The organism is Cupriavidus sp. 01T418 (assembly GCF_056398885.1).
This window is the reverse complement of the sequence record NZ_JBFTQG010000007.1, coordinates 133,827-160,576: the sequence shown is the minus strand read 5'-3', so window position 1 is coordinate 160,576 and position 26,750 is coordinate 133,827. Positions and strand designations below refer to the sequence as shown.

26 protein-coding genes are annotated in these 26,750 nt (G+C 67.4%); 9 read left to right on the top strand and 17 right to left on the bottom strand.

Features of this window, described 5'->3' with window-relative positions:
• The first annotated feature begins 53 nt into the window (after positions 1 to 53).
• From tyrS to AC1DQ3_RS10745, 4 genes are all read left to right on the top strand, one after another.
• Positions 54 to 1,295, top strand: coding sequence for a tyrosine--tRNA ligase (gene tyrS, locus AC1DQ3_RS10760; RefSeq protein WP_477120176.1), 1,242 nt, complete (start codon positions 54 to 56; stop codon positions 1,293 to 1,295).
• 19 nt (positions 1,296 to 1,314) lie between these two features.
• Complete coding sequence (gene dtd, locus AC1DQ3_RS10755) at positions 1,315 to 1,785, top strand: D-aminoacyl-tRNA deacylase (protein WP_477120175.1); 471 nt, start codon at positions 1,315 to 1,317, stop codon at positions 1,783 to 1,785.
• Positions 1,786 to 2,058: 273 nt separating this feature from the next.
• Complete coding sequence (locus AC1DQ3_RS10750; RefSeq protein ID WP_477120174.1) at positions 2,059 to 2,706, top strand: YbhB/YbcL family Raf kinase inhibitor-like protein; 648 nt, start codon at positions 2,059 to 2,061, stop codon at positions 2,704 to 2,706.
• Between the two features lie 126 nt (positions 2,707 to 2,832).
• A complete protein-coding gene (locus AC1DQ3_RS10745) occupies positions 2,833 to 3,507 on the top strand; it encodes a histidine phosphatase family protein (protein ID WP_477120173.1) in 675 nt (224 codons plus the stop codon).
• A gap of 34 nt (positions 3,508 to 3,541) precedes the next feature.
• On the opposite strand, the gene AC1DQ3_RS10740 is transcribed toward AC1DQ3_RS10745, so the two are convergent.
• The 16 genes from AC1DQ3_RS10740 to AC1DQ3_RS10665 all read right to left on the bottom strand — a co-directional run bounded on the left by AC1DQ3_RS10740 (position 3,542) and on the right by AC1DQ3_RS10665 (position 18,572).
• Entirely contained in the window at positions 3,542 to 4,267 is a 726-nt protein-coding gene (locus AC1DQ3_RS10740; RefSeq protein WP_477120172.1) for a queuosine precursor transporter, read from the bottom strand.
• A gap of 124 nt (positions 4,268 to 4,391) precedes the next feature.
• The gene (locus tag AC1DQ3_RS10735; protein WP_477120171.1) at positions 4,392 to 4,976 is read right to left on the bottom strand and encodes a BPSL1445 family SYLF domain-containing lipoprotein; all 585 of its coding nucleotides are present in this window, start codon (positions 4,974 to 4,976) and stop codon (positions 4,392 to 4,394) included.
• A gap of 196 nt (positions 4,977 to 5,172) precedes the next feature.
• Positions 5,173 to 6,231: a Holliday junction branch migration DNA helicase RuvB gene (ruvB, locus tag AC1DQ3_RS10730; protein WP_477120170.1), complete on the bottom strand. Its 1,059-nt coding sequence runs from the start codon at positions 6,229 to 6,231 to the stop codon at positions 5,173 to 5,175.
• A 98-nt stretch (positions 6,232 to 6,329) separates the two neighbouring features.
• Positions 6,330 to 6,911, bottom strand: a complete 582-nt coding sequence (gene ruvA, locus AC1DQ3_RS10725) for a Holliday junction branch migration protein RuvA (RefSeq protein WP_477120169.1) — start codon at positions 6,909 to 6,911, stop codon at positions 6,330 to 6,332.
• Between the two features lie 160 nt (positions 6,912 to 7,071).
• Positions 7,072 to 8,247 carry a glycerophosphodiester phosphodiesterase gene (locus AC1DQ3_RS10720; RefSeq protein WP_477120168.1) on the bottom strand — a complete coding sequence of 392 codons (1,176 nt, stop codon included), beginning with the start codon at positions 8,245 to 8,247 and terminating at the stop codon, positions 7,072 to 7,074.
• 81 nt (positions 8,248 to 8,328) lie between these two features.
• A complete protein-coding gene (gene ruvC, locus AC1DQ3_RS10715; protein ID WP_477120167.1) occupies positions 8,329 to 8,874 on the bottom strand; it encodes a crossover junction endodeoxyribonuclease RuvC in 546 nt (181 codons plus the stop codon).
• Between the two features lie 499 nt (positions 8,875 to 9,373).
• Positions 9,374 to 10,948, bottom strand: a complete 1,575-nt coding sequence (gene purH, locus AC1DQ3_RS10710) for a bifunctional phosphoribosylaminoimidazolecarboxamide formyltransferase/IMP cyclohydrolase (protein WP_477120166.1) — start codon at positions 10,946 to 10,948, stop codon at positions 9,374 to 9,376.
• Positions 10,949 to 10,964: 16 nt separating this feature from the next.
• Positions 10,965 to 11,198, bottom strand: a complete 234-nt coding sequence (locus AC1DQ3_RS10705; protein WP_006156396.1) for a Fis family transcriptional regulator — start codon at positions 11,196 to 11,198, stop codon at positions 10,965 to 10,967.
• Positions 11,195 to 12,271, bottom strand: a complete 1,077-nt coding sequence (dusB, locus tag AC1DQ3_RS10700) for a tRNA dihydrouridine synthase DusB (RefSeq protein ID WP_477120165.1) — start codon at positions 12,269 to 12,271, stop codon at positions 11,195 to 11,197. Before dusB ends, AC1DQ3_RS10705 begins: the two co-directional genes overlap by 4 nt.
• A gap of 199 nt (positions 12,272 to 12,470) precedes the next feature.
• Positions 12,471 to 13,730: a UbiH/UbiF/VisC/COQ6 family ubiquinone biosynthesis hydroxylase gene (locus AC1DQ3_RS10695; RefSeq protein WP_477120164.1), complete on the bottom strand. Its 1,260-nt coding sequence runs from the start codon at positions 13,728 to 13,730 to the stop codon at positions 12,471 to 12,473.
• Positions 13,711 to 14,214 carry a hypothetical protein gene (locus AC1DQ3_RS10690; RefSeq protein ID WP_477120163.1) on the bottom strand — a complete coding sequence of 168 codons (504 nt, stop codon included), beginning with the start codon at positions 14,212 to 14,214 and terminating at the stop codon, positions 13,711 to 13,713. The genes AC1DQ3_RS10695 and AC1DQ3_RS10690 overlap by 20 nt, the downstream gene beginning before the upstream one ends.
• Positions 14,211 to 15,593, bottom strand: a complete 1,383-nt coding sequence (locus tag AC1DQ3_RS10685) for an aminopeptidase P N-terminal domain-containing protein (RefSeq protein WP_477120162.1) — start codon at positions 15,591 to 15,593, stop codon at positions 14,211 to 14,213. Before AC1DQ3_RS10685 ends, AC1DQ3_RS10690 begins: the two co-directional genes overlap by 4 nt.
• A gap of 79 nt (positions 15,594 to 15,672) precedes the next feature.
• On the bottom strand, positions 15,673 to 16,413 hold the full coding sequence (gene murU, locus AC1DQ3_RS10680) for an N-acetylmuramate alpha-1-phosphate uridylyltransferase MurU (RefSeq protein ID WP_477120161.1): 741 nt from the start codon (positions 16,411 to 16,413) through the stop codon (positions 15,673 to 15,675).
• A 17-nt stretch (positions 16,414 to 16,430) separates the two neighbouring features.
• Positions 16,431 to 16,769, bottom strand: a complete 339-nt coding sequence (locus AC1DQ3_RS10675; RefSeq protein ID WP_477120160.1) for an AzlD domain-containing protein — start codon at positions 16,767 to 16,769, stop codon at positions 16,431 to 16,433.
• Positions 16,766 to 17,440: an AzlC family ABC transporter permease gene (locus AC1DQ3_RS10670; protein ID WP_477120269.1), complete on the bottom strand. Its 675-nt coding sequence runs from the start codon at positions 17,438 to 17,440 to the stop codon at positions 16,766 to 16,768. The genes AC1DQ3_RS10675 and AC1DQ3_RS10670 overlap by 4 nt, the downstream gene beginning before the upstream one ends.
• A gap of 97 nt (positions 17,441 to 17,537) precedes the next feature.
• The gene (locus AC1DQ3_RS10665; RefSeq protein WP_477120159.1) at positions 17,538 to 18,572 is read right to left on the bottom strand and encodes an aminoglycoside phosphotransferase family protein; all 1,035 of its coding nucleotides are present in this window, start codon (positions 18,570 to 18,572) and stop codon (positions 17,538 to 17,540) included.
• A gap of 159 nt (positions 18,573 to 18,731) precedes the next feature.
• Between AC1DQ3_RS10665 and AC1DQ3_RS10660 the strand changes: the two genes are divergently transcribed.
• The 5 genes from AC1DQ3_RS10660 (at position 18,732) to trpS (ending at position 25,728) form a co-directional block, all read left to right on the top strand.
• Positions 18,732 to 21,140, top strand: coding sequence for an LPS-assembly protein LptD (locus AC1DQ3_RS10660; RefSeq protein ID WP_477120158.1), 2,409 nt, complete (start codon positions 18,732 to 18,734; stop codon positions 21,138 to 21,140).
• A 9-nt stretch (positions 21,141 to 21,149) separates the two neighbouring features.
• The gene (locus AC1DQ3_RS10655) at positions 21,150 to 22,640 is read left to right on the top strand and encodes a peptidylprolyl isomerase (protein ID WP_477120268.1); all 1,491 of its coding nucleotides are present in this window, start codon (positions 21,150 to 21,152) and stop codon (positions 22,638 to 22,640) included.
• Positions 22,641 to 22,658: 18 nt separating this feature from the next.
• Complete coding sequence (gene pdxA / locus AC1DQ3_RS10650; protein WP_477120157.1) at positions 22,659 to 23,708, top strand: 4-hydroxythreonine-4-phosphate dehydrogenase PdxA; 1,050 nt, start codon at positions 22,659 to 22,661, stop codon at positions 23,706 to 23,708.
• 20 nt (positions 23,709 to 23,728) lie between these two features.
• Complete coding sequence (gene rsmA, locus AC1DQ3_RS10645; RefSeq protein WP_477120156.1) at positions 23,729 to 24,550, top strand: 16S rRNA (adenine(1518)-N(6)/adenine(1519)-N(6))-dimethyltransferase RsmA; 822 nt, start codon at positions 23,729 to 23,731, stop codon at positions 24,548 to 24,550.
• Between the two features lie 155 nt (positions 24,551 to 24,705).
• Entirely contained in the window at positions 24,706 to 25,728 is a 1,023-nt protein-coding gene (gene trpS, locus AC1DQ3_RS10640; RefSeq protein WP_477120155.1) for a tryptophan--tRNA ligase, read from the top strand.
• Positions 25,729 to 25,850: 122 nt separating this feature from the next.
• On the opposite strand, the gene AC1DQ3_RS10635 is transcribed toward trpS, so the two are convergent.
• Complete coding sequence (locus tag AC1DQ3_RS10635) at positions 25,851 to 26,705, bottom strand: DMT family transporter (protein ID WP_477120267.1); 855 nt, start codon at positions 26,703 to 26,705, stop codon at positions 25,851 to 25,853.
• Positions 26,706 to 26,750 lie beyond the last annotated feature (45 nt).

Genomic DNA, 26,750 nt, shown 5'->3' with positions numbered 1-26,750 from the left:
CGGCCGTTTTTGTGTCCCCGTTCGAATTTTCATGTTTTTCAAAGACTTACGTCATGACTGAAGTTTCCTCCGGCGCTGCCACCTCCTACCCCCTCACGCCCACCGTGATGCACGCCCTGGAGGTGTCCAAACGCGGTTGCGACGAATTGCTGGTCGAATCCGAATGGCTGGCCAAGCTCGCGCGCAGCGAGGCCACCGGTGTGCCGCTGCGCATCAAGCTGGGCCTGGACCCGACCGCGCCCGACATCCACATCGGCCACACGGTGGTGCTCAACAAGCTGCGCCAGCTGCAAGATCTGGGCCATCAGGTGATTTTCCTGATCGGCGATTTCACCTCCACCATCGGCGACCCGTCCGGGCGCAACGCTACGCGTCCTCCGCTCACGCGCGAGCAGATCGAGGCCAACGCCCAGACCTACTACCGCCAGGCCAGCCTGGTGCTCGATCCGGCCAGGACCGAGATCCGCTACAACAGCGAGTGGAGCGACCCGCTCGGCGCGCGCGGCATGATCCAGCTGGCTGCCAAATACACCGTGGCGCGGATGATGGAGCGCGACGACTTCACCAAGCGGTTCCGCACCGGGATTCCCATTTCGGTGCATGAATTCCTTTACCCTCTCATGCAGGGCTACGATTCGGTCGCGCTCAAGTCGGACCTGGAACTCGGCGGCACCGACCAGAAGTTCAACCTGCTGGTGGGCCGCGAGCTGCAGAAGGAGTACGGCCAGGAGCAGCAGTGCATCCTGACCATGCCGCTGCTGGTGGGCCTGGACGGCGTGGAGAAGATGTCCAAGTCCAAGGGCAACTACATCGGCGTGACCGAGGCCCCGAGCGAGATGTTCGGCAAGCTGATGAGCATTTCCGACGACCTGATGTGGAAGTACTTCGAACTGCTGTCGTTCCGGCCGATGAGCGAGATCGACCTGATGAAGCAGGAGATCGCACTGGGCCGCAACCCGCGCGACTGCAAGGTGCTGCTCGGCCAGGAAATCGTCACGCGCTTCCACAGCGCTGCCGATGCCGGGCGCGCGCTCGAGGACTTCAACCACCGCGCGCGCGGCGGCGTGCCCGACGAGATCCCCGCTGTCAGCCTGACGGGCGCGCCGCTGGGCATCGCCCAGTTGCTCAAGCAGGCCAACCTGGTGCCGTCCACCTCGGAAGCCAACCGCAATATCGAGCAGGGCGGTGTCAAGATCGACGGCGCCATCGTCAGCGACAAGGGTTTGAAGCTGGCTGCAGGCACCTACGTCGTGCAGGTCGGCAAGCGCCGCTTCGCGCGCGTGACGCTGGCTTGAGCCCGGCCAGGCACTGCGCATGATCGCGCTGATCCAGCGGGTCGCCCAGGCCCGCGTCACCGTTGACGGAAGAATTACCGGCGAGATCGGTGCCGGGCTGCTGGCCCTGGTGTGCGCCGAGCGCGGCGACACCGAGGCGCAGGCCGAGCGCCTGCTCGCCAAGCTGCTGGCCTACCGCGTATTCTCCGACGCCGACGGCAAGATGAACCTGCCGGTGCAGGACATCGATGGCCGCGGCACGCGCGGCGGCCTGCTGGTGGTGTCGCAGTTCACGCTGGCCGCCGATACCAACAGCGGCACGCGGCCAAGCTTCACCCCGGCCGCGGCGCCGGCGGATGGAGAGCGCCTGTACAACCATTTCGTGGCCCGGGCACGCTCCGCGCACAGCGAAGTGCAGACCGGCGAGTTCGGCGCCATGATGCAGGTCAGCCTGGTCAATGACGGGCCCGTTACGTTCTGGCTGCGGGTGCCGCCCGCCGCCGCGCGCTGACCATCCTGGCCGCCGCGCCGACCGCATCGACCATGGCCCAGCCCGTGACCCTGTGCATTGCCACCAGCCTCGACGGCATGATCGCCTCGCCGGACGGCAGCGCGGACCGGCTGTCTACCGGCAGCGGTTGCCCGGACTGGCGCCTGGCCGCGCATCGCGTTTTCGACGACGGGCTGCTACAACTCAGCTACCGCCTGACCACACCGCCGGGGCACGCCACGGCCCGATCCCGCATGCCGCGCCGTGCGCGGCACATACAGCAAGGAGAGCCACATGAAATTCTGGAGCAAGGCATTTGCCGACAACGGGCCCATCCCCGTCGAATACGCCTTTTGCGCGATCGATCCCGCCACGCACGTGACGTTGTCGAGCAACCGCAATCCCGACCTGCACTGGGATGATGCCCCGGCAGAGACGCGTTCCTTTGTGGTGATCTGCCATGACCGCGACGTGCCCAGCCGCGGCGACGATGTCAACCAGGAAGGCCGCGAAGTGCCCGCATCGCTGCCGCGCGTGGACTTTTTCCACTGGGTGCTGGTGGACATTCCGCCCGGGCTGCGTACGATCTCGGCCGGCAGCCATAGCGACGGCGTGATCGCGCGCGGCAAGCCGGGCCCCGAGGCCACCGGCGGCACCGCCGCGGCGGGCGGCCTGCGCCACGGCGTGAACGACTATACCGGCTGGTTTGCCGGCGACCCCGACATGAAGGGCGATTACTACGGCTACGATGGCCCCTGCCCCCCGTGGAACGACACCCTGATGCACCACTACGTGTTCACGGTCTATGCGCTTGACCTCGACCGCCTGCCGCTCGAGGGCACCTTCACGGGGGCGCAGGTACGCGAAGCGATCCAGGGCCATGTGCTGGCCCAGGCCGCGTTCACCGGCACCTATACCCTCAATCCGAAACTCGCCGGCTGACCCACCGGCACGGCAAGCTGCCGGCTGGCGGCGCGAAAGCGCTGCCGCCAGGGCCGCCACGACCGCGTAGCGTCGCGTGGATCGCTTGAATTGCTTGAATTGCTTGAATCGTGTAAAGGAAACGGCATGTCGCAATTGCCCGGGCCGCATTCGCTGGCCTTCACCCACCTGATCCTGATCCGTCACGGTGAAACCGCCTGGAACCGCGAGCAGCGCCTGCAAGGGCAGCTCGACATCCCGCTCAACGCCACCGGCGTGGCGCAAGCGGATGCCCTGGCCCAGGCGCTCGCGGGCGAGCCGATCGATGCGGTCTACGCCAGCGACCTGTCACGGGCGATGCAGACGGCGGCGCCTCTGGCCGGGGCGCTCGGCCTCGCGGTACAGTCCGATTCCCGCCTGCGCGAACGCTGCTACGGCACACTGGAGGGCATGACCTACGCGGACGTGGCCGCGCAATTGCCCGAGGATTTCGCCAGGTGGCAGGCACGCATCCCGGACTATGCGCCCGATGGCGGAGAGTCCTTGCTGGCCTTCCACGAGCGCGCGGTCGAAGCCGCCCTGGCGCTGGGGCGCCGCCATCCGGGCGAGCGCATCGCCCTGGTGGCGCACGGCGGCGTGCTGGACTGCCTGTACCGCGAGGCCAACGACATGACGCTGGAGGCGCCGCGCCGGCACGCACTGCTGAACGCCAGCATCAACCGCCTGCGCTGCGATAGCGTGCGGTTGACGGTCATGCAATGGGCCGACGTGGGACACCTCGAAGCGCTGACCCTGGACGAAGTCGACCGCCGGGTCCCTTAGCCGCCGGGGGGCGCGGGCAAGCGGCAGCGATGCGCTAGACCCGCAGCCGGAAGGGCGTGAAATTGGTGTCGCGGTCGTAGTGGTCCTCGCGCTCGGCGTGCTTGAGGAACCGCACCACCTTGTAGGTGAGCGGCGTCATCACCACTTCCCAGCTGGTCTTGAGGATGTACTGGGCAATGGCGACCTGGATGACCTTTTCCAGCGGCCAGATGCCATAGAAGGCGATCACGTAGAACAGCGAGGAATCGACCAGTTCGCCGGCCAGCGTGGAGCCGATGATGCGCGTCCACAGCCAGCGGCCTTCGCTCCACAGCTTCATCTTGGCCAGCACGAAACTGTTGGCAAAGCTGCCGCAGCAAAACGCGATCAGCGAGCCGAGCACGATGCGCCAGGTATTGCCGAACACATCTTCCAGGCTCTTCTGGTAGTCGCTCATGAAGGGCGCCACCGGCATCTTCAGCACCACCATGCTCATGAAGGTGGCGAACGCCAGCGCGGCAAAGCCGGCCCAGACCACCCGGCGGTCGCGCCCGTAGCCGTAGACCTCGGTCAGCACGTCGCCAAAAATATACGAGATCGGGAAGAACAGCACGCCCGCGCCGAACGTCACCGCGCCGATCCACGGCAGCGTGACCTGGGCCGCCTTGGCCGCGCCGATCAGGTTGGAGCAGAGCAGGACCGTGACGAACGCCACCATCAGGAGGTCGTAGTAACGGTAGACGCGCCCGGTGTGGCCGGGCGTGGCGGTGGTCGTGGTCATGGGGGATTCCAGGGGCGGTTTTCGGGCGATTATGCCAGCCAAGCAACCCCCGTGCCCGCCACAGTGCGAGCGATCGCAGTCCTGGCCCGGCGGGCAGGCCAGGGCTGGCCGCATGACCCCGGGGTCAGATGCTCAGCTTGCTGATCTTCGAGCCATCCAGCGAAATATCGAACATCAGGCCCGCATTGGTCTGCACGAAGCCGATTACCGGCTGCTGGCCGGTCATGGTATCGAGCTTGCCGTTGGCGCCGAACTTGGCGAGCGCCACGCCGGCATCCGCGCCGACCGTCCAGCCGTTGCTGTTGACGAACTTGTTGTAGGCCTCGGGCGTCATGAACATCAGCACGACGGACTTGGACTGGCCGCCGAGCGTCGCGCCGATCGAGGCCGAGGTGGTGCGGTAATAGCCCACCGACGATCCCCTGGAGCGCAGCACCCCTTCGCCGTATTCGCCGCCGATCCCCACGCCCCCCGATAGCACGCGCGGGAAGATCAGGATCCCTTGCGCGCGGTTGGCCAGCTCGCGCGTGCCATCGACAGTCGAGAACAGGCGGTTGATCGCGCCGTTGGCGCCTGCATCGATTTCTTGCCGCTTTGCGGCGGGATCGGTTGGCGCATCGGAGCCGGTGGTGGTGCAGCCCGTGGTAAATGCCGTGGCCACCACAAGGCCCGAGCCCGCCATCCGGGTAACAAACTGGCGTCGATTCATGTGCTCTCTCCTGTCTGGGAAAAGTTGGCCGGCCGTCTGGCATCGGACGTTGCCTTGTTTCGGCGGTCGGGGCTAAACCATTGTGGACGAGGAGGCTGCTGCCAGCAAAAAAATTGTCTGCGGTTCTCGAAAGAACTTGATGCGGGGGAAGGGAAACGGCGGTCCCGGGTTGTTGCAGGCGATTATCGTCTGCGCCTTATTCCGGCGGCTGGTCGCCACTCTCGCCGGGTGCTGCCAGCCCGAAATGCCGGTAGGCAGCGGGGGTGGCCATGCGGCCCCGGGGCGTGCGCTGCAGGTAGCCCTGCTGGATCAGGAACGGTTCGAGCACATCCTCGATGGTGTCGCGCTCCTCGCCGATGGCGGCGGCCAGGTTATCGACGCCTACGGGTCCGCCGCTGAACTTGATCAGGATCGCCTCCAGCAGCTTGCGGTCCATCAGGTCGAAACCGACCGCATCCACGTCGAGCATGACCAGGGCGGCGTCGGCGATGGCGCGGGTGATGTTGCCGTCGCCTTTGACTTCGGCGAAGTCGCGCACGCGGCGCAGCAGCCGGTTGGCGATCCGCGGCGTGCCGCGCGCGCGGCGGGCGATTTCCAGTGCGCCCAGGGGATCGATGGGCGCGCCCAGCAATTGCGCGGAGCGCGTGACGATGCGCCCCAGTTCCTCGGCAGTGTAGAACTCCAGCCGCGCGACGATGCCGAAACGGTCGCGCAGCGGGTTGGTCAGCATGCCGGCGCGGGTGGTGGCGCCGACCAGCGTGAAGGGCTGCAGGTCGAGCTTGACCGAGCGCGCGGCCGGGCCTTCGCCGATCATGATGTCGATCTGGTAGTCCTCCAGCGCCGGGTACAGGATTTCCTCGACCACCGGCGACAGGCGGTGGATTTCGTCGATAAACAGGACGTCGTTGGCTTCCAGGTTGGTCAGCAGCGCGGCCAGGTCGCCCGGGCGCTCCAGCACCGGGCCCGAGGTCTGGCGCAGGTTGACGCCCATCTCGCGGGCGATGATGTGCGCCAGCGTCGTCTTGCCCAGGCCCGGCGGACCGAACAGCAGCACGTGATCGAGCGCTTCACGGCGGTTGCGCGCCGCATGCATGAAGATGTCGAGCTGGCCGCGCACTTTCTCCTGGCCGACGTATTCGTCGAGCAGCTTGGGGCGCAACGCCCGCTCGAAGGCCTCCTCGTTGGGGGAGACGGCGGTGGTGGCGATCACGCGATCGGCGCTCCGGTCGGTGGCTAGCTTGTCGGTTTCGATCATGTTTCTGATGCGGGCAAAGTGGTTGGATTGTAGTCCTTCCGGGCGCGGCGCCGGCCGCAGGGGCCTGGTGCCGCCAGCGCAGGCTCAATCCTGCCCGGTCAGCCCTTGGACAGGGACTTCAGCGCCAGCTTGATGCCGTCCGACACGCCGGTGCCGGCCGGGACCTGCTTGATGGCCAGGGCCGCTTCTTTCTCCGAATAACCGAGTGCCAGCAGTGCATTGAGGATATCGACGGCGTTGTCGTGCACCGGCGTGCTGCCCGGCGCGTGGCCTAGCTCGGCGCCGAGCTTGCCCTTGAGTTCGAGCAGCAGGCGCTCGGCGGTCTTCTTGCCGATGCCCGGCACGCGCGTCAGGCGTCCGGCTTCCTGCAGCGTGATGGCTTGCGCCAGCTCGGCGACCGACATGCCCGAGAGCACCGCCAGCGCCATGCGCGCGCCGATGCCGGTGATCTTGATCAGCTCGCGGAAGGTGTTGCGCTCGGTGGCGCTGCCGAAGCCGTACAGCAGGTGCGCGTCCTCGCGCACGATCTGCTGGGTCAGCAGGGTCACGGGCTGGCCGACGGAGGGCAGGTTGTAGAAGGTACTCATCGGCACGTCGATCTCGTAGCCGACGCCGTGGCAATCGACCAGCAGGTGCGGGGGATTCTTCTCGATGAGGGTGCCGGCGATGCGTCCGATCATGGTGTTGGTATCTGCTGCGAATTGCGGCGCGCGCGCCTGGAATTGGGGGAGTGCGACGGCAGCGGCGCCCCAGGGGCGCTTCGCCATCGCGACGGCCGCCAGTGTAGCCCAGCGTGCGGCGCGCCGGCGATCCGCGCGCCGAGTTCCCGGTGGGTCCGGGCTAGCGCGCCAGCGTGTCCACTGCCTCCCGGCCCAGCGCCGGATCATCGGTGAAGAAGCCGTCGATGCCGGCGGCGAGGAAGGCTTGCACCTCGCGCACCATGCCGGCCGGGCTTCGCGTGGCATCGTCGCCGCCGGTGCGCAGGTTGCGCGGCAGGAAGCTGTTTTCCGGGCGGAAGGTATAGGGATGGACCAGCAGCCCGGCGGCATGCGCGTTGCGCACCAGCGCGGTCGGCGTGCCGAGGTTGCCGTTGGCGTCGCGCGGCACCACGCTGGACTTCTCGGGGCCGATGCCGCTGGCGTAGCTGGCCACTTCGCGCAGCCCGATCGGCGTCATCATGTCGGCGGACGTGCGCGTGTCGCCGGCCAGGCGCCAGTCGGCCGGACGGCTCTTGGAGCTACCGATCAATTGCACCAGCTTCACGTTGGGCATGCTGCTGCCCAGGCGCTGGCGCAGCGCGCGCAGGTTGCCGGTTTCGAACGATTGCACGAACACCGGGGCGCTGCGCGTGTAGGTGTGCGCCCGCAGCGTGGCCACCAGCTTGTCTTCCAGCGGCAGGCCGATGCCGCGGAAATAGCTGGGGTGCTTGGTTTCCGGATAGAGCCCGATCACGCGTGCGCTGCGCTGCGATGCCTTGGCCACCAATTCAATGATTTCGTCGAAGGTGGGGATCTCGTACTTGTCGTTGTACTGGGTATTGGCCTTGCGCAACTGTGGAATGCGCTCGCGGGCGCGCAGCGTCTTCAGTTCGGCCAGCGTGAAGTCTTCGGTGAACCAGCCGTCCAGTCGCTCGCCGTCGATCACCTTGACGCGCTTGCGGCTGGCGAACTGCTTCAACTCGGCGACGTCGGTCGTGGCGCCGATCTCGTTCTCGTGGCGGGCCACCAGCACGCCGTCGCGGGTCATCACCAGGTCAGGCTCGACCACGTCGGCGCCGTCCTCGATGGCGCGCTCGTAGGATGCCAGCGTGTGTTCCGGGCGCAGTGCGCTGGCGCCGCGGTGTCCGATCACAAGGGCCTTGGGTGCGGCAGGCGCCGGGCCCGGCGCCTGCGTTGCGGGCGCGGTGACAACAGGCGGCGCGGCGCAGCCGGCGAGGACGGCGGCGGCAAGCGCGGACAACAGCGCGGGCAGGCGAAGCGATTGGGGCGAACACAGGGCACGAATCGAGCGAGGCATGCGGCATCCTTTGGCAGGGAACCGCTCGATTGTAAGAGACTTGGCGGTGCTGGCCGGGCTTGGCTCGGCCTTAGCCGGCCTTTAGCCGATCAGGCGGCCGCGCCGTACGCGCATGCCCTTGCGTACCAGGTCCGGGGCCAGCCCTGTGAGCGCGTCCAGCGTATTGCTGCCGTTGGCGTGGCAGATGGCCATGCCAAGCGCATCCGCCGCGTCGGAGCTGGGCCGCCCGGTCAGGCTCAGCAGACGCATCACCATCTCCTGCACCTGCACCTTGTTGGCGCGGCCATAGCCGACGACGGCCACTTTCAACTGGAGCGCCGTGTACTCGAACACCGGCAGGCCATGACTCACCAGCCCACAGATCGCCGCTCCGCGGGCCTGGCCGAGCAGTAGCGTGGATTGCGGGTTGACGTTGACGAACACCTTCTCGATGGCGGCGCAATCGGGAGCGTAGGTGCGCGTGACTTCGCTGATGCCGTCGAAGAGGGTCTTCAGCCTTGCAGGCAAGCCGCTGTCGCCGTTGCTTTTGATGGTGCCGGAGGCGATGTAGGTTAGCTTGTTGCCGTGCTTTTCGAGTACGCCGAAGCCGGTGGTGCGGAGGCCGGGGTCGATGCCGAGGATACGCATGGGGGGGTGCTCGGCTTTATGAGGTGAGAATGATGGGGGATTGTAGCGTTGGGATTGCCAATGGGGGTTCTGGGTACACCTTCACGGCTACAACCGCCGAGGTTTGCGATTGCTTAATGGCAAAGTCAACTGCCTAACTTCAAAAGCCTAAAGTCAAAGTCAAAGGCAGTTTCACCACCCCTGCGGGGCGGCGACTTACTTTTTTGTCTTGCCAAAAAAGTAAGCAAAAAAGGCGCGCCGGATGGGGCGACACCCCCTCGTCGGCAGACAAAAAGAGCGGCCGGGACCCAAACTCGCATCGCCTTAAGGCGATACTCAAACATGGGTCCCTCTTTTCCGCTCTTTTTGCCTGCCGACGAGGCGCCCCATACGGCCTGGTGAACCTGCACGGCTCGCTTCGCATCGCGGGTGGGTGTGGCCCGCCCCTCGGGCGCTCCACACGGCTACACCGAATTTTGATCGGGCGATATCGACTACCGCAAGGACCAGGTCCTGGACCTCAATGCCTGAAGTGGCGAACCCCAGTCAGCACCATCGCCACGCCGCGCTCATCCGCGGCAGCAATCACCTCGTCATCGCGCATCGAACCGCCTGGCTGGATCACGCAGGTAGCACCGGCATCGACCACCACATCCAAACCATCGCGGAACGGGAAGAATGCATCCGAAGCCACCGCCGAACCGGCCAGCGTCAGCCCTGCGTTCTGCGCCTTGATGCTGGCAATCCGCGCCGAATCCACACGGCTCATCTGGCCTGCGCCAACGCCCAGCGTCATCCCGCCGCCACAGAACACAATGGCGTTCGACTTGACGAACTTGGCCACGCGCCACGCGAACATCAGGTCGGCCATTTCCTTCGGCGTCGGCTGGCGCTTGGTCACCACGCGCAGCTCGCCCTGTTGCACGTTCCTGGCATCGGGGCTTTGCACCAGCAGGCCGCCACCAACACGCTTGAAGTCAAACGGGTTGAGGCCCGCGCCCAGCGGGATCTCCAGCAGGCGAACGTTCTGCTTGGCGGCGAACACGGCACGCGCGCCAGCGGTGAACGACGGGGCGATCAGCACTTCGACGAACTGCCTGGCCACGACTTGCGCTGCGGCTTCGTCCAGTTCGACGTTGAAGGCAATGATGCCGCCGAAGGCCGAGGTCGAGTCGGTCTTGAAGGCCTTCTCGTACGCTTCCAGCGCGTTGGCGCCTGCCGCCACGCCGCACGGATTGGCGTGCTTGATGATCACGCAGGCGGCGCCGTCGGCGGGGTTGAAGGACTTGACGCATTCCCACGCGGCATCGGCGTCGGCGATGTTGTTGTAGGACAGTTCCTTGCCCTGCAACTGCCTGTAGTTGGCCAGCGCGCCTTCGGGTGCCTTCAGGTCGCGGTAGAAGGCGGCCGACTGGTGCGGGTTCTCGCCGTAGCGCATCTCCTGCACCTTCTCGAAGGCCAGGTTAAGCGTCTGCGGGAAGGCGCTGCGGGTCTGATGCTGCTTGTCGGCGCCGAGGCTGGTCAGGTAGTTGGTGATCGCGCCGTCATACTGTGCGGTATGGGCGAATACCTTGGTGGCCAGGCGGAAGTTGGTGTCGTAGCCGACGCTGTTGGCATTGGCGCGCATTTCTGCCAGCACCGGCGCGTAGTCGGCCGGGTCCACCACGACGGTGACGTCGCGATGGTTCTTGGCGGCGGAGCGCAGCATGGTGGGGCCGCCGATGTCGATGTTCTCGATGGCGTCCGGCAGCGTGCAGTCGTCCTTGGCCACGGTCTGCTGGAACGGGTAGAGATTGACCACCAGCAGGTCGATGGTGGGGATGTTGTGCTCGGCCAGCGCAGCCATGTGCTCGGGCAGGTCGCGGCGGGCCAGGATGCCGCCGTGCACCTTGGGGTGCAGCGTCTTGACGCGGCCGTCGAGCATTTCGGGGAAACCGGTGTAGTCGGCCACTTCCGTGACCGGCAGGCCGGCTTCGGCGAGCAGCTTGGCGGTGCCGCCGGTGGAGAGCAGCGCAACGCCGAGCGTGTTGAGCTCGCGGGCAAATTCGACGATGCCGGTCTTGTCGGATACGGAGAGGAGGGCTTGCTTGATCATGGGCGTGGGGAACACTTCAAAGTAAACCGTGCTGCTGCAACTTCTTGCGCAGCGTATTGCGATTGATGCCCAGGTAGGCGGCCGCGAGCGACTGGTTGCGCTCGGCGCGCGCCATCACTGCTTCGAGCAGCGGGCGCTCCACGGCCTCGAGCACCATGTTGTACATATTCGACGGCTCTTCGCCGTCCAGGTCACGAAAGTAGGCACCCAGGCTGTCCCGGATGCACTGGTCGATAGCGTTGCGGCTCATGCGGCAAGCAACTCCCCGTTATTGTTGTTGTTCGACTCGTTGCGGTCTTCATCGCCGGCACCGTCCGCGCCTTCTTCCACATAGACCAGGCGCTCGGACAGCTGCGCCTGCTCGTCGAAGAAGGCGTTGACGGCGGCGAGCTGTGCCGTGGTGCTGTCCAGCGTGTTCATGCGGTGGCGGAACAGGTTGGCGCCCGCCAGGCCGCGCGTGTACCAGGCAATATGCTTGCGCGCGGTACGCACGCCGGTGAACTCGCCGTAGAAGTCGTAGTGATCTTCCAGGTGCGCGTTCATGATGGCACGGATCTCGGCCACTTCCGGCGGCGGCAGCAGATCGCCGGTAGCGAGGAAGTGCTCGATCTCGCGGAACAGCCAGGGCCGGCCCTGCGCCGCGCGGCCGATCATGATGGCGTCGGCGCCGGTCACGGCCAGCACATGCCGGGCTTTTTGCGGCGTGGTGATGTCGCCGTTGGCGACGACGGGAATCGAGACCGCTGCCTTGACCGCGGCAATGGTCTCGTACTCGGCATCGCCCTTGTACAGGTCGGCGCGCGTGCGCCCGTGCACGGTGAGCATGCTGATGCCGGCATCCTCGGCCATGCGGGCAACGCGCAGCGCATTGCGGTTCTGGCGATCCCAGCCGGTGCGGATCTTGAGCGTGACGGGCACGCGCTCGCCAACCGCGGCGACCACCGCCTCGACGATGCGTACCACCAGCGGCTCGTTCTGCAGCAGCGCCGAGCCGGCGGCGACATTGCACACCTTCTTGGCCGGGCAGCCCATGTTGATGTCGATGATCTGCGCGCCGCGATCGACGTTATAGCGTGCCGCCTCGGCCATCATGGCGGGCTCGGCGCCGGCGATCTGGACCGAGATCGGCTCGACTTCGCCGGTATGGTTGGCCCGCCGCATGGTCTTTTCGCTCTTCCACAACTGCGCATTGGAGGCGACCATCTCTGACACAGCGTAGCCCGCGCCGAGCTGCTTGCACAGTTGGCGGAAGGGCCGGTCCGTCACACCGGCCATGGGCGCGACGAACAGGTTGTTGCGGAGTTGGTGCGGTCCGATTTGCACGATAGCGAGACTGGCAAGGGCCGCCGGGCGGCCCGCAACGAGACAAAATGAGAATGGCATGCCCTGCCGAAACGGCGCTCGGCGTCATTCAGTGGGCATGTGCGAGGGCAGGATTTTACCGCCAATCGGCCCGGGCTGCTCAAGATTTGAGCAAATATTGCGCCGGGCCGGATGCCAGGCAATATGGCCGGCGTGGCCTTTAGCGGCGCATGCCGTACATCATCTGGCGCGCCAGCGCGTCCTTGAGCGGGCCCAGGCAGGCAAGCGCCGCCAGCGACGCGCCGCGCGCGTGGGCGGCGAGCGGGTAGGAGACGCCAAACACGCGGGGCAACAGGTCGGTGACGCCGATGGTGATGGCACGATCCCGTTTTTGTTGCGCTGCAAACGCCAGCAAGGCCTGCGGAGTGCAGTCGGCGCGCAGGGCGCCCGCCAGGGCAAAGGCGTCGCGCAGGCCCAGGTTGAGGCCTTGGCCGGCCACGGGATGCAGGGTCTGCGCCGCATTGCCGACCGCGACGACGCTGCCCTGCACGGTGACCGGCGCGGCATTCAGCCCCAGCGGGAAGGCGTGCCGCTTGCCCATGCCGGTGAAGCGGCCCATGCGCGGGCCGAAGGCCTGCTCCAGTTCGGCGAGGAACCCGGCCTCGGGCAGGGCCAGGCGGCGTGCCGCCTGCTCCGGCGGGCAGCACCAGACCAGGGCGTAGCCAGGCGTGCCGTGCTCCTCGTGGGGCAGCAGCGCCAGCGGTCCTTCCTCGGTGAAGCGCTCCCAGGCCCAGCCCGGTTGCGGGCGCGAGCACACCACGTGGGCCACGATCGCGGTCTGGCGGTAGTCACGCCGGTATTTTTCCGTCTGCAGGCCGCGGGTGGACTGCTGGTGGAACAGCCCGCCTTCGGCCTGCACCGCCAGGCGCGCGTTGAACACGGCGGGCTGCCTGTCATGTGTATGGCCGCTCAGGCGCACCAGCCCGCCGCTCCCGGCTTGCGCGGGGTTCGCGCCGGTTTCCGGGGACTGCTGGTCCAGGTGATCGATGCGGGTATCGTAGGCCCTCGCCAGGCGCACGCCGTCGGCGGACTGGACAGCCTGGCCCAGCGCGCGTTCCAGCGCTTCGCACAGGTCGCCGTAGCGCACCACATAGCCGAGCGCGGGGACATCGTAGTCGTCGCTGTGCAGCTTGACGTGGCCGAAGCGCCCGCGTTGCGAGACGTGGATATGTTCGATCGGCGTCACCGCCCGGGGCCAGGCGCCGATCTGTTCCAGCAACTCGCGGCTGCCATGCGACAGCGCGATGGCGCGCGGGTCGCGCGCCGCGCGCGCCGGGGTGGCGGCATCGATCAGCGTCAGGCGCCATGGGCTCCTGCGCAGCAGCAGGCAGGCCAGCGCGAGACCTACCGGCCCGGCGCCGACGATGGCGACATCCGTCAGATCCGCGCCGGGGGAGCGTTCAGTGCTTGCCGGGCTCATGCGCGCTGCCGGGTTGGGCGGCCGGGTTGGTGTCGTTGCCCGCTTGCGCTCGCGCAGGCTGCTCGCCACGCTTCCAGCAATTGGCATCGGTACGGTGCTTGCCCGCCGCCGCATCGCGCAGGGCGTTGTCCAGCTTCTGCTGGTTGAAGCCGGGGAACGCCTGCAGCCGTTCCACCAGCGCGGCGTGATTGACCGCGTTGAGCGGCACCACGCAGCCCCGGGCCGTGCCGTCGGCCGCCGGGTCGCCCACCAGGATCAGCCAGGCCGGACCGGCCCACGGGCCGCGGTTCGAGACCCGCACCACCACGCGCTCGATCGCATCCCACTCGAGTTCTTCGCGCTGGCCATCGGGGCGATGCACCACCACGCGATCATCGTAGAGATTGACCACAAACGGTTCCGAGGGATCGTAGGAGCGCGCGCGGCTGCTGCTCTCGCCCTCGCGCTTGCCCACCGGAAGTACCTTGCGTAGCCAGCCCATCATCGCGCACCTCCCGCGTCGCGCATCAGCGCCTCGATTTCGTCGGCCTTGACCGGGACGCCGCGCGTCATCAGTTCGCAGGCGCCATCGGTCACCACCGCATCGTCCTCGATGCGGATGCCGATATGCCAGAAGCGCTCCGGCACCTCCGGTGCCGGGCGCACGTAAATACCGGGTTCCACCGTCAGCACCATGCCTGGCTCCAGCGGGCGCCACGGCCGCTCGCCCTCGGCCGGCGCAGGACCGGGCACGCGGTATTCGCCCACGTCATGCACGTCCATGCCGAGCCAGTGGCCGGTGCGGTGCATATAGAACTGCCGGTAGCTGCCGCTGGCAAGCACGTCGTCCAGGCTGCCGCAGCGGTTGCGGTCGAGCAGGCCGGTATCGAGCATGCCCTGCGCCAGCACGCGCGTGGCGGCGTCGTGCGGCACGTTGTAGGGCACGCCGGGGCGGGTCTCGGCGATCGCGGCTTCCTGTGCGGCGACCACCAGGTCGTACAGCTCCCGCTGTGCCGGCGAGAAGCGGCCGGACACGGGAAAGGTGCGGGTGATGTCGGAGGCGTAGCCATCGAACTCGCAGCCGGCGTCGATCAGGCACAGGTCGCCGTCGCGCAACTCGGCGGGGCCGGCGCGGTAGTGCAGCACGCAGGCATTGGGCCCGGCGGCGACGATCGAGTTGTAGGCCACGCTCTGCGCGCCGTGGCGGCGGAATTCGTAGAGCAGCTCGGCTTCCAGGTGATATTCGCGCAGCCCTTGGCGCGACGCGCGCATGGCGCGCACATGGGCCTGCGCCGAGATCTCGGCGGCGCGGCGCATGGTGGCGATCTCGCCGGCGTCCTTGAACAGGCGCATCTCGTCGAGGATGGTGCGGATGTCGATCGCCGTCGACGGCGCGGTCACGCCGGCGCGGCCTTGCATGCGCACCGTATCGAGCCAGCGCCGTACCTGCATGTCGGTGCGGGTGGCGGCGGCCAGCGGGTAGGCCACCACCGCCTGGTTGGCCAGCAGCGGCGGCAGCAGCGCATCGATCTCCTCGACCGAATGGGCTTCGTCGAAGCCGAAGGCAGCCTGCGCGCCTTCCGGGCCATAGCGGAAGCCGTCCCAGATCTCGCGTTCCTCGTGCTTGGGGCGGCAGAACAGGATGCTGCGCCCGGCGCCGGACGGAAGCGCCACCAGCACCAGCACCGCCTCGGGCTCGGTGAAACCGGTCAGGTAATAGAAATGGCTGTCGTGGCGATACGGGTAGTCGCTGTCGCGGTTGCGCATGGCTTCCGGCGCGGTGGGCAGGATCGCCACGCCGCCGCCGCCGGCGCGCAATTGCTGCAGCACGCGGGCGCGCCGGTCGCGACAGGCGAGAAGGAGGGCGGAGTCGGGTGCGGACATGTGTGGGGCCACGTGGATGGGGAACAGGACTGATTCTAACGCCGCCGGCCTGCCGGCGGCGGCACTTGGGCCGGCAGCGTCAGGGCAGGGGCGCGGCAGCGGCGCCGGCCCGGGCCTGCACCTCGGCGTCCAGGGCGGCCAGCTGGGCCGGCGTGCCGACGTTTTCCCAGACACCGTCGAAGCGCTCGCCGCTGGCCAGGCCGGCAGCCACCGCCGCGCGGTAGTAGGGCGTCATGGCCACTTTCCGGCCCGGCTCGATGGCGGTGAACAGCCTCGTGTCATACAGGCCGATATTGCCGAAGGTCAGGTTTGGCGCGCTCGCCGTGGCAGCGGGCAAGAGCATGCCATCCGCGCCCAGCGCGAAATCGCCGCCCGCATGGAACGGCGGATTGGGCACCATCACCAGGTGCATGCGCGGCTCGGGCGCGCCGGCCATGGCGCGCGCGCGGGGCAGCAGTGCGCGGAAGTCGTAGTCGGTGAAAATGTCGCCGGATACCGCCAGGAAGATCTCGCCGCGCTCGGGCGCGACCGACAACAGCGGCAGCGCCTGCGCGATGCCGCCGGCGGTTTCCAGTGCGCTGGATTCCGCCGAGTACGCCAGGCGCACGCCGAACCGGCTGCCGTCGCCGAGCGCTTGTTCGATCAACCCGCCGAGCCAGGCGTGATTGATCACGATGTCCTTGAAGCCGGCACGCGCCAGCGCTTCGATCTTCCAGACGATCAGCGGCTTGCCCCCCACCGCCAGCAGCGGCTTGGGGCAGGTATCGGTGAGCGGGCGCATGCGATCGCCGCGCCCGGCTGCAAAAATCATGGTTTTCAATGCAGGGTCTCCGGCGCTTAGTGCAGCGCGTGGTTCAGCAGGTACGTCATCGCGATCAGCGTGGTCATGCCGCCGGCGATGGTCCAGCCGATGCTGCGCGTCTTGGCCGCGATGGCGATGGCTACCAGGCCGGCCACCAGGCGCGCGTTGCCGGGGCCGATATCGACCTGGCCGTCGCGCATGAGCAGGTCGGGCGCGATCAGCGCGGTCAGCATGGCGGCCGGCACGAACTGCAGCGCGGTGCGGAACCACGATGGCAGCCGCACCCGGCCTTCCACGGCGATAAACGACAGGCGGATCAGAAAGGTGGCAAGGCCGGCACCGAGGAACACCAGCAGCAAGGTCATCCGGCTCATGCGGCGGGCTCCCTGGAGGCTGGCTTGCGCCGCCCGCGCTCCTTGCCCAGCAGCAGCATGCCCGCGGCAATGCCGCCCAGCGCCGCCACCATCAGGCCGAGCTTGTGCGGCATGCCGAAGCAGGCCAACGCCAGCGCGGCGGCCACCAGCGCCGCCGCGCCCTGCGAGCGGTGCTTGATGCCCGGCACGATGATGGCGATAAAGGTGAGCGGCAGGAAGAAGTCGAGCGGCCAGTCGCGCGGGACCTGGGCGCCGACCAGCACGCCCGCCAGCGTCGAGACCTGCCAGCTGGCCCATAGCGCGAAGCCGGCGCCAAGGAAGAACCAGTGGCGGTAGCGCTTGTGCGCGTCGTCGTCGGACAGGCGCCGTGTCATGGCCGCGAAGGCCTCGTCGGTCAGCAGGTAGGCGATCAGCGCCTTCCAGCGGCCCGGCAGGTGCGCCAGCGCCGGGGCCATGGTGGCCGAGTACAGTGCATGGCGCAGGTTGACCATGGCCACCGTCACGGCGATCAGCACCGCTGGCGTGCCCGCCGCCCATAACTGCGTCAGGATCATCTGCGACGCGCCGCCGAACACGATCGCGCTCATGGCGCAGGCCAGCCAGGCGGGCATGCCGGCGTTGACTGCCAGCACCCCGTAGATCAGGCCGAACGGCGCCACGCCCAGCAGCATGGGCGCCAGCGCGCGCACACCCGCCCACCATTCGCCGCGGCGGGTGATGGCGGCCAAAGGTTCGCTGCCGGAGGTAACGGTTGTCACGGGCGCGTGATCAGAACGTGTAGGCGACCGGGCGCTCGACGCCGTCGAGCGCGTCGAACAGGCGCACCAGCTTGCGCAGCTCGATGTAACGGCCGGCTACCTGGCGGGCGTACTTGAGCACCAGCGGCAGGTTGGCCAGGTAGCCGTCCTTTCCATCACGGTGGTACAGCCGGGCGAAAATGCCGAGCACCTTGAGGTGGCGCTGCAGGCCCATCCACTCGAAATCGCGGTAGAAGTCGCCAAAATCGGCGGCCACCGGCAGTCCGGCCTTGCGCGCGCTCTCCCAGTAGCGGATCAGCCAGTCAAGTTGCTCCTGCTCGTCCCATTCGATATAGGCATCGCGCCACAGCGAGACCGCGTCGTAGGTGATGGGGCCGATCACCGCGTCCTGGAAGTCCAGGATGCCGGGGTTGGCCTCGCCGTCGCGCACCATCAGGTTGCGCGAGTGATAGTCGCGGTGGACGTAGACCTGCGGCTGCGCCAGGTTGTTGGCCAGCAGCGTCTGCATCACTTCGGCCAGGCCGGCTTCCTGTTCGGGCGTCAGCGTGACGCCGAGGTGCCTGGCCACGTACCACTGCGGGAACAGGTCGAGCTCGCGCTGCAGCAGCGCGCGGTCGTACGCGGGCAGGGTGCCCGGCCGGGTCGCGAGCTGGATCTTCACCAGCGCCGCGGCGGCATCGCCATAGAGATGGCGCGCGCTGGCGGCGTCGAGCCGGGACAGGTAAGTGGTGTTGCCGAGGTCGCTCAGCATCAGGAATCCCTGCCCGAGGTCTTGCGCCAGGACCTTGGGCACGGTCACGCCGGCCGCGCCGAACAATTCCGCCACATGGATGTAGGGGCGGCAGTCCTCTTGCGCGGGCGGCGCATCCATCACGATGACGGTGGGGTATTCCGGGTGGCTGGTGCTGGCCCGGAAGTAACGCCGGAAGCTGGCATCGGCCGATGCCGGGGCGCAGGAATCGGGGTTGACGGACCAGGATGGACCGAGTCCGGACACCCAGACTTTGAGCTGGTCGAGACGCGGGTCGAGTGGATGAGTTGCCATACCGGAAAGGGAGAATAGGTTGCCCCGTATAATACCCGACCAGACCCGGGCCCCGGGGCGGCTCCCAGGCGGGCCACCCATGGCCCGACAGCCTGCTCCGGCGGTGGCTGACGGTTGCTGGACCGCCGCCGCCGCCGCTCTGACTCATGACCCGCTCGCATGACCGAACAACGACGATCACCGAACCAGAAGGCAAGCAAGACATTGGCGCGACGCCCCGGCGGCGCATTGCGCCCGCTCGTGTTGGCCATGGCCGGCTGGTCGGTGGGCGTGCACGCGCAGGCCGTGAGCTCCACCATTCCCGACCTGCCGGTGGCCGAGCCCAGCGTCGAACGGGTGCCCGAGGCGCCGCCGGTATCCGGCGAACTGGTGCCCCGCCTGGCCGAACCGGCCACGGCCAAGACCCAGCCCGCCACGCCGGATGAGAATCCGCCCACCTTTGTCTCGGGCGAGCGCATGACCGGCTACAACCAGCGCGGCGTCGAGCTTGAGGGCAATGCCGAGCTGCGCCGCGCCGGCGGCGTGGTCAAGGGCGACAAGCTCACTTACGACCAGGACAGCGACGAAGCCTTCGTCCACGGCAACGCCCGTATTTCGCGCGAAGGCTCGCTCGCGGTCGGGCCGGAAGCCCGGCTGAGGGTCGAGGCCAACGAAGGCTACATGCTGTCGCCGGACTACTATTTCCAGGAAACCGGCGGCTCGGGCAAGGCCGAGCGCATCGATTTCATCGACAAGAACCTCAGCACGATCAAGCGCGCCACCTATACGACCTGCTCGCCCGACAATGCGGACTGGTATTTCAGCGCGCGCGAACTCGATATCGACAGCGACCGCCAGGTCGGCACCGCCTATGGCGGCGTGCTGCGCTTCTTCGACGTGCCGATCATGGCAGCGCCCGTGTTCAGCTTTCCCTTGAACAGCGAGCGCCGCAGCGGCGTGCTGCCGCCGGTGTTCGGCTACGGCTCCAAATCGGGTGCGGACCTGACGGTTCCGTACTATTTCAATATCGCGCCGAACCGGGACTTGACGCTGTTCCCGCGTTACATGTCATCGCGCGGCTTCCAGCTCGGCTCGGACTTCCGTTATATCGAGCCAAGGTATTCGGGACGCATTCGCGGCGACTTCCTGCCCAACGATCAGCAGACCAGCTCCAACCGCTGGTCCTATTCGGTCCAGCACGTCCAGAACATCGCCACCGGCCTGAATGCTTACCTCAACGTCAACAAGGTTTCGGACGCACTCTATCCCAACGACCTTGGCCGCTCGGTAACGCAATCGACGCAGCTCCAGTTCGCGCAGGAAGGCGGCGTCACTTATGGCTGGGACGCTTTCACGTTGCTGGCGCGGGTGCAGAAGTTCCAGACGCTGGCTCCCAACAGTCCGTCGTATGAGCGCGTGCCGCAGGTCAACGGGAAGTACACGCGCTACGACCTGGGAGGTTTCGACGTCCAGGTGGAGGCCGACTACTCGCGTTTCCGTATTCCGCTGGCCTCTGGCAGTGCGCAGCAGCCGGAGGGGGAACGGGTCTTCATCCAGCCTTCGATCAGCTATCCGATCGTGCGTCCAGGCTGGTTCGTCACGCCCAAGGTGACGTTCAATTCCACCCAGTACCAGATGGAGCCGGGCACGGTTGCCGCCGGCACGCCCACCACGCTAAGCCGCACGCTGCCCACGGTCAGCCTGGATTCGGGCATGACCTTCGAGCGTGACGCGCCGGCCCTAAGCCGGATGTTTGGCGTGAAGTACGTGCAGACGCTTGAGCCACGCCTGTTCTACGTGTACACGCCGTTCCACGACCAGAGCCAGTTCCCGCTGTTCGATACGGTACAGTCCGACTTCGGCTACGGCCAGATTTTCAGCGAGAACTCGTTCACCGGCTATGATCGCATCGCCGATAACAACAAGGTGACGGCGGGGGTGACCACGCGCCTGATCGAAGCCGACAGCGGCATCGAGCGATTCCGTGGCACCATTGCCCAGCGTTACGACATAACCGGCCAGCGTGTGCAGATCAACAGCACCGACCCGGTCGGCCAGGCCGGCTATTCCGATCTGCTGGCCGCCACCACGATCCAGATGTTCAGGGGTTACTACTTCGATGCCGGGCTGCAGTACAACCCCGAGACCGAGCGGGTGATCTATTCGAACATCGCCTTCTCGTGGCGGCCTGAGCCGCGCAAGACGCTGAATGTCGGCTATCGCTACCGCCGCCCGACCTCGGTGACGGACAATACCGCCATCGACCAGTTCGAGGTTTCGAGCCAGTGGCCCGTGACCCAGCGCACCTATGGCATTGGACGGGTCGCGTTCGACCTGAACGCGAACCAGCTGGTCGACGCGCTGGCCGGTTTCGAATACGCAGCGGATTGCTGGGTGGGACGTGTCGTCTACCAGCGTTTCCGCAATACCTCGCAGGGCTACACCGGGCGCATCTTCTTCCAGGTGGAGTTCCGTGGGTTGTCCAAGATTGGCTCCAATCCGCTGGATGTGCTGCGGCTGAACGTGCCGGGTTATGAGCCCGTCGTCGCCAGGCCGGTGATCCCATCCCAGCTCGACCACTATGAATGACGGACCATGATGAAACGTCAAGAATTCACCGCGATCTCCTCCGTGTCGTCCCGCCTGAACGGCTGGCAAAGCCTGCTGCTGACCGCCTTGCTGGCGGCGTTTGCGCTGCCGGCTTCGGCGCAGTTGAAGGCGCCTGGGCAGAAGACTACCGGCATTTTCATGCCCCAGGCGGGCGACAGCGCTGGCGTGTCGCCCAGCCAGCCGCGCCTGGGCGTGACGCAGCCGGGCACGAGCGCCCAGCGCTCGCAACTGGTGGACGAGGTGGTGGCAATCGTCAACAGCAGCGTGATCACCCGGCGTGAACTGCTGGACCGCGCCGACGAGATCGAAGGACAGTTGCGCCAGGCCAACCGGCCGGTGCCGGCGCGTGCCGACCTGCTGGGCGAGGTGCTGGAGCGGCTGGTGATGGAGCGCGTGCAGACGCAGGCCGCGCAGGAAGCCGGCATCAAGGTGACCGACCAGGAAGTCGACCGCGCCATCGAATCCGTGGCGCAGCAGAATCACTTGAACGTGACCGAGCTGCGCAGCCAGGTCGAGCGTTCCGGCATGGCCTGGAGCAAGTACCGGGACGAGTTGCGCAAACAGGTGCAGGTGATCCGCCTGCGCGAGCGCGAGGTGGATTCCAAGATCCAGGTCTACGACGGCGAGATCGACAACTATATCGCGGCGCGTGGCGGGCAAGGCGCGGCCGCCAGCGGCCCCATCGAGTACAACGTGGCCCAGATCCTGGTGCGCGTGCCGGAAGACGCCTCCGAGGCGCAGAAGGCCGCCTTGCGCGCCAAGGCCGAAGATCTGCTCAAGCAGGTGCAGGGGGGCGCGGATTTCGCCCAGCTGGCGCAGGCCTCCGACGCGCCCGAAGCCGCCAATGGCGGCTCGCTCGGGTTCCGCGAGATGGGCCGGCTGCCGGCGCTGTTCGCCAATGCCGTGCTTGACCTGCAGGCCGGTGCCGTGGCGCCGCAAGTGGTCGAGAGCGCCAACGGTTTCCATGTGCTCAAGCTGGTGGCCAAGCGCACCGCGCCGGCGGCGGCGTCGAACCCGGCCGCCAGCGACAAGATCACCCAGACCCAGGTACGCCATATCCTGATCCGCACCGGCCCCAATATGCCGGAGGCCGAAGCCCGCCGCCAGCTGGCCACGATGCGCGACCGCATCACCCACGGCGGCGATTTTGCCGAAGCGGCCAAGCGTTTCTCCCAGGACGGATCGGCGGCGAACGGCGGCGATCTTGGCTGGGTATCGCCGGGCGAACTGGTGCCGGAGTTCGAGCAAGCCATGAACCGGCTGCGCCCGGGCGAGGTGTCGGATCCCGTGGTCAGCCAGTTCGGCGTGCACCTGATCCAGGTGATCAATCGCCGCGAGACCGAGATGTCGCCGGAGAAGCAGCGCGATTTCGCCCGCGCCGAGGTTCGCGAGCAGAAGGTGCGCGCGGCCTATGAAGACTGGCAGCGTCAGTTGCGCCAGGCCGCCTACGTGGAATACCGCGTCAATCGCCAGCGCTAAAGAGAACACACCGCCATCATGTCCGAGCCGCTCGCGCTAGCCATCACCACCGGGGAACCCGCGGGCATCGGTCCCGACATTACCGTGGGGGCCTTGCTGCAACTTGCGGGCGAGCACCCGCAAGTGCGCTTTCATGTGCTGGGCGACGCGCGCCTGCTGGCCGCGCGCGCCGCGGCGCTGGGCGTGGCGCAGGCCTGGGCGCACCGGCTGGCGGACGGCAGCGTGGTGAGCGAAGACATCGCGCTGGACGTGCCTTGCGAAGCCGGCCGGCTCGATGCGCGCAACGGCGCCTACGTGCTGGCCTTGCTCGATGCCGCCATCCACGGCTGCAGTGCCGGCGCGCCCGGTGCGCCGCGCTACGCCGGCATGGTGACCGCGCCGGTGCAGAAGAGCACCATCAACGATGGCGGCGTACCCTTTACCGGCCACACGGAATACCTGGCCGAACGGGCCGGCGTGCCGCGCGTGGTGATGATGCTGGCCGGCCCGCAGCCCGCGCATGCCAACGCCATGCTGCGGGTGGCGCTGGCCACCACCCACCTGCCGTTGCGCGCGGTGCCCGATGCGCTGACGGTGTCCATGCTGGTGGAGACGCTTGCCATTGTCGATGCCGACCTGCGCCGCCATTTCGGCATTGTCCGCCCGCGCATCCTGGTGACCGGCCTGAACCCCCACGCCGGCGAAAGCGGCCACATGGGCCGTGAGGAGATCGACGTGATCATCCCCGCGCTGGTCCACGCCGTCGACGCGGGCATCGACGCACGCGGCCCCTATCCGGCCGACACGCTATTCCAGCCCCGCCACCTCGAAGGTGCCGACTGCGTGCTGGCGATGTACCACGACCAAGGCCTGGCGCCGCTCAAGTACGGCACCTTCGGGCACGGCGTCAATATCACGCTGGGCCTGCCCTTTATCCGCACCTCGGTCGACCATGGCACCGCGCTCGGCCTGGCCGCGAGCGGCCAGGCCGAGCACGGCAGCATGATCGAGGCGATCCGCAATGCCATCGCCATGGCCGGCCACGCCAACGGCCGGCCGCGCGCCGCGCTGCCCGCGGCAACACGCTGACGCCCGAGCGAGACCTATCCATGCGTTCCAACGTACACCAGGGCCATGTGGCCCGCAAACGATTCGGGCAGAACTTCCTGGTCGATGACGGCATCATCCACGGCATCGTCAGTGCCATCGACCCGCAGCCGGGCGACACGCTGGTCGAGATCGGCCCCGGTCTCGGCGCGCTGACCCAGCCGCTGCTGGAGCGCATGCCGCAGATGCAGGTGGTCGAGCTGGACCGCGACCTGGTCGAGCGCCTGCGGCGCCGCTACGGCGAGCGCCTGGTGATTCATGCCGGCGACGCGCTGGCCTTCGATTTCGGCAAGCTGTGCGAAGCCGGCAAGCCGCTGCGCATCGTCGGCAACCTGCCGTACAACATTTCCAGCCCGCTGCTGTTCCATCTGGCCGAGTTTGCCGACCACGTGCGCGACCAGCACTTCATGCTGCAAAAGGAAGTGGTCGAGCGCATGGTGGCCGAGCCCGGCAGCAAGGCCTTCGGGCGGCTGTCGATCATGCTGCAGGTCCGCTATCACATGGAGCATGTGCTCGACGTGCCGCCGGCCTCGTTCAATCCGCCGCCCAAGGTCGACTCCGCCGTGGTGCGCATGATTCCCTGGCCGCGGCAAGCCAACGGCGCGCTGCGCTCGCCTTATCCCGCCTGCAACCTGACGGTGCTGGGCGATGTGGTGGCCGCGGCGTTCTCCCAGCGGCGCAAGGTCCTGCGCAATACGCTGTCGATGCTGCGCGACCAGGTCGATTTCGACGCGCTCGGCTTCGACCTGGGCCGGCGCGCCGAGGAAGTCCCCGTCGCCGAATACGTCGAACTGGCGCGGCAACTCGAAGCCACCCCCCGATGATGCGCGCGCCCATGCCTCTACCCCATTGGTGGCGCTGCTGAAGGCAGCGGCGCGTCGTCATCCCCCGATCCCGACTCCAGCCGCCGCAGCCCGGTCGGCAGGCCATTGTTCCCGCTGACCAGCCCCGCGGCGCTTTTCTTACCGAAGGAAATGCCATGACTAGCGAAACGCAGGCGCCCCAGCGCAAGGTCATCCTCACCGGCGACCGCCCCACCGGCCAGCTCCACCTTGGCCATTACGTTGGCTCGCTCAAGAGCCGCGTGGCACTGCAGGACACCCACAAGCAGTATCTGCTGCTGGCCGACACCCAGGCCATGACCGACAACGCGCACGATCCGGACAAGGTACGGCGCAACGTGCTGGAGGTGGCGCTCGATTACCTGGCGGTGGGCATCGACCCGGCCAAGACCACCATCACGGTGCAGTCGCACCTGCCGGCGCTGGCCGAACTCACCCTGATGTACCTGAACTTCGTCACGGTGGCCCGGCTGGAGCGCAATCCCACCATCAAGGACGAGATCCAGGCACGCGGCTTCGGACGCGATATCCCGGCGGGCTTCCTGTGCTATCCGGCCTCGCAGGCTGCCGACATCACCGGCTTCAAGGCCCATGTGGTGCCGGTGGGCGAGGACCAGGCACCGCTGATCGAGCAGACCAACGAGATCGCGCGACGCATCAACCACCAGGTTGGCCGCGAGGTACTGCCCGAAGCCGCCGCGCTGATCCCGCGTTTTGGCCGCCTGCCGGGCGTCGACGGCAAGGCCAAGATGAGCAAGTCGCAAGGCAACGCGATCCCGCTGGCGGCCACGCCGGAGCAGATCAAGGAGGCGGTCATGCGCATGTACACCGATCCTAATCACCTCAAGGTGTCGGACCCGGGGCAGGTCGAGGGCAATGTGGTGTTCACCTACCTCGATGCGTTCGACGAGGCGGTCGATGAAGTGGCCGAACTGAAGGAACACTACCGGCGCGGCGGGCTGGGCGACATGGTGCTCAAGCGCCGCCTGGAGGGCGTGCTGCAGGCGCTGCTGGCGCCGATCCGCGAGCGCCGCGAGGAACTGGCCAAGGATCCGCAGCACGTGTTCGATATCCTGAAGCACGGCACGGAGCAGGCCCGCGTCGTTACCCAGGCCACGCTGGACGAGGTGCGCGACGCGCTCGGCATGTTCCGCTTCTGACAAGCCAGGGCATCGGCCGTAGCCGCCAAACAGGCCAAAGCCGCGCGCGATGACGTCGGCTGCCTCTCCCTCTCCCCTCAGCAACCCCTCGGCGGGAGAGGGAGGAGCAAGGCAGCGCTGGCTCAGGCGCGCCGGTTCACCAGCACTATCCCCGCCAGCACCAGCACCGCCGCCGCGGCAAACCGCGCGCCCACGGCATCGTGCATCAACACCACCCCGAACGCCACGCCAAACAGCGGCGTCAGGAAAGAAAACACCGACAGCCGCGAAGCCAGGTACTGCCGCAGCAGCCAGAACCACGCCAGGTAGCTGGCAAAGGCAATCAGCACCGACTGGTAGAACAGGCTTGCCAGCACCAGGCCGTCCATGCGCGCATGCAGGTGCTGGCCCGAGGCAAGCGCCATTGCCAGCAGCATCACCGCCGAGACCGCCAGTTGATAGAGCAGCGTCTTGCTGGCCGGTGCCGACGACAGCCGGCTGGCGCGTACCACCACCGTGGTAGCGGCCCACAGCAACCCCGCGAGGATACCCAGCGCATCGCCCACCAGCGTGCTGCCGCCATGCGCGGCAGGTGCGGCGATACCGTCGGCAAAGGCCAGCGCCATGCCGCAGAAGGCCAGCCCCACGCCAAGCCACTGCCCGCGCCGCAGCCGTTCCCCGGCCACCGCCATGTGCAGCCCGAGCGCGGTGAAGATCGGCGCGGTGTAGAGGAACACCGCCATGCGCGAAGCCGTGGTGTGGCCAAGGCCGACAAAGATGCAGAAGAACTCGGCACCGAACAACAGGCCGGCCAGCAAGCCCGCGCCCAACGTGCCGTCGTGCTGCCACAGCGGCGTGCGGCGCCATGCGGCGAAGCCGAATACCAGTACGGCCGCCACGGCTGAGCGCACGCCGGCCTGAAGCACCGCGCCCATCAGCGGCGCGGTGACCTTGATCACCACTTGCTGCAGCCCCCATGCCAGGCACAGCACCACCATCAAGGTGATGGCCGTGCCGTCGAGCGGGCGGCGGGCGAGCGGTTG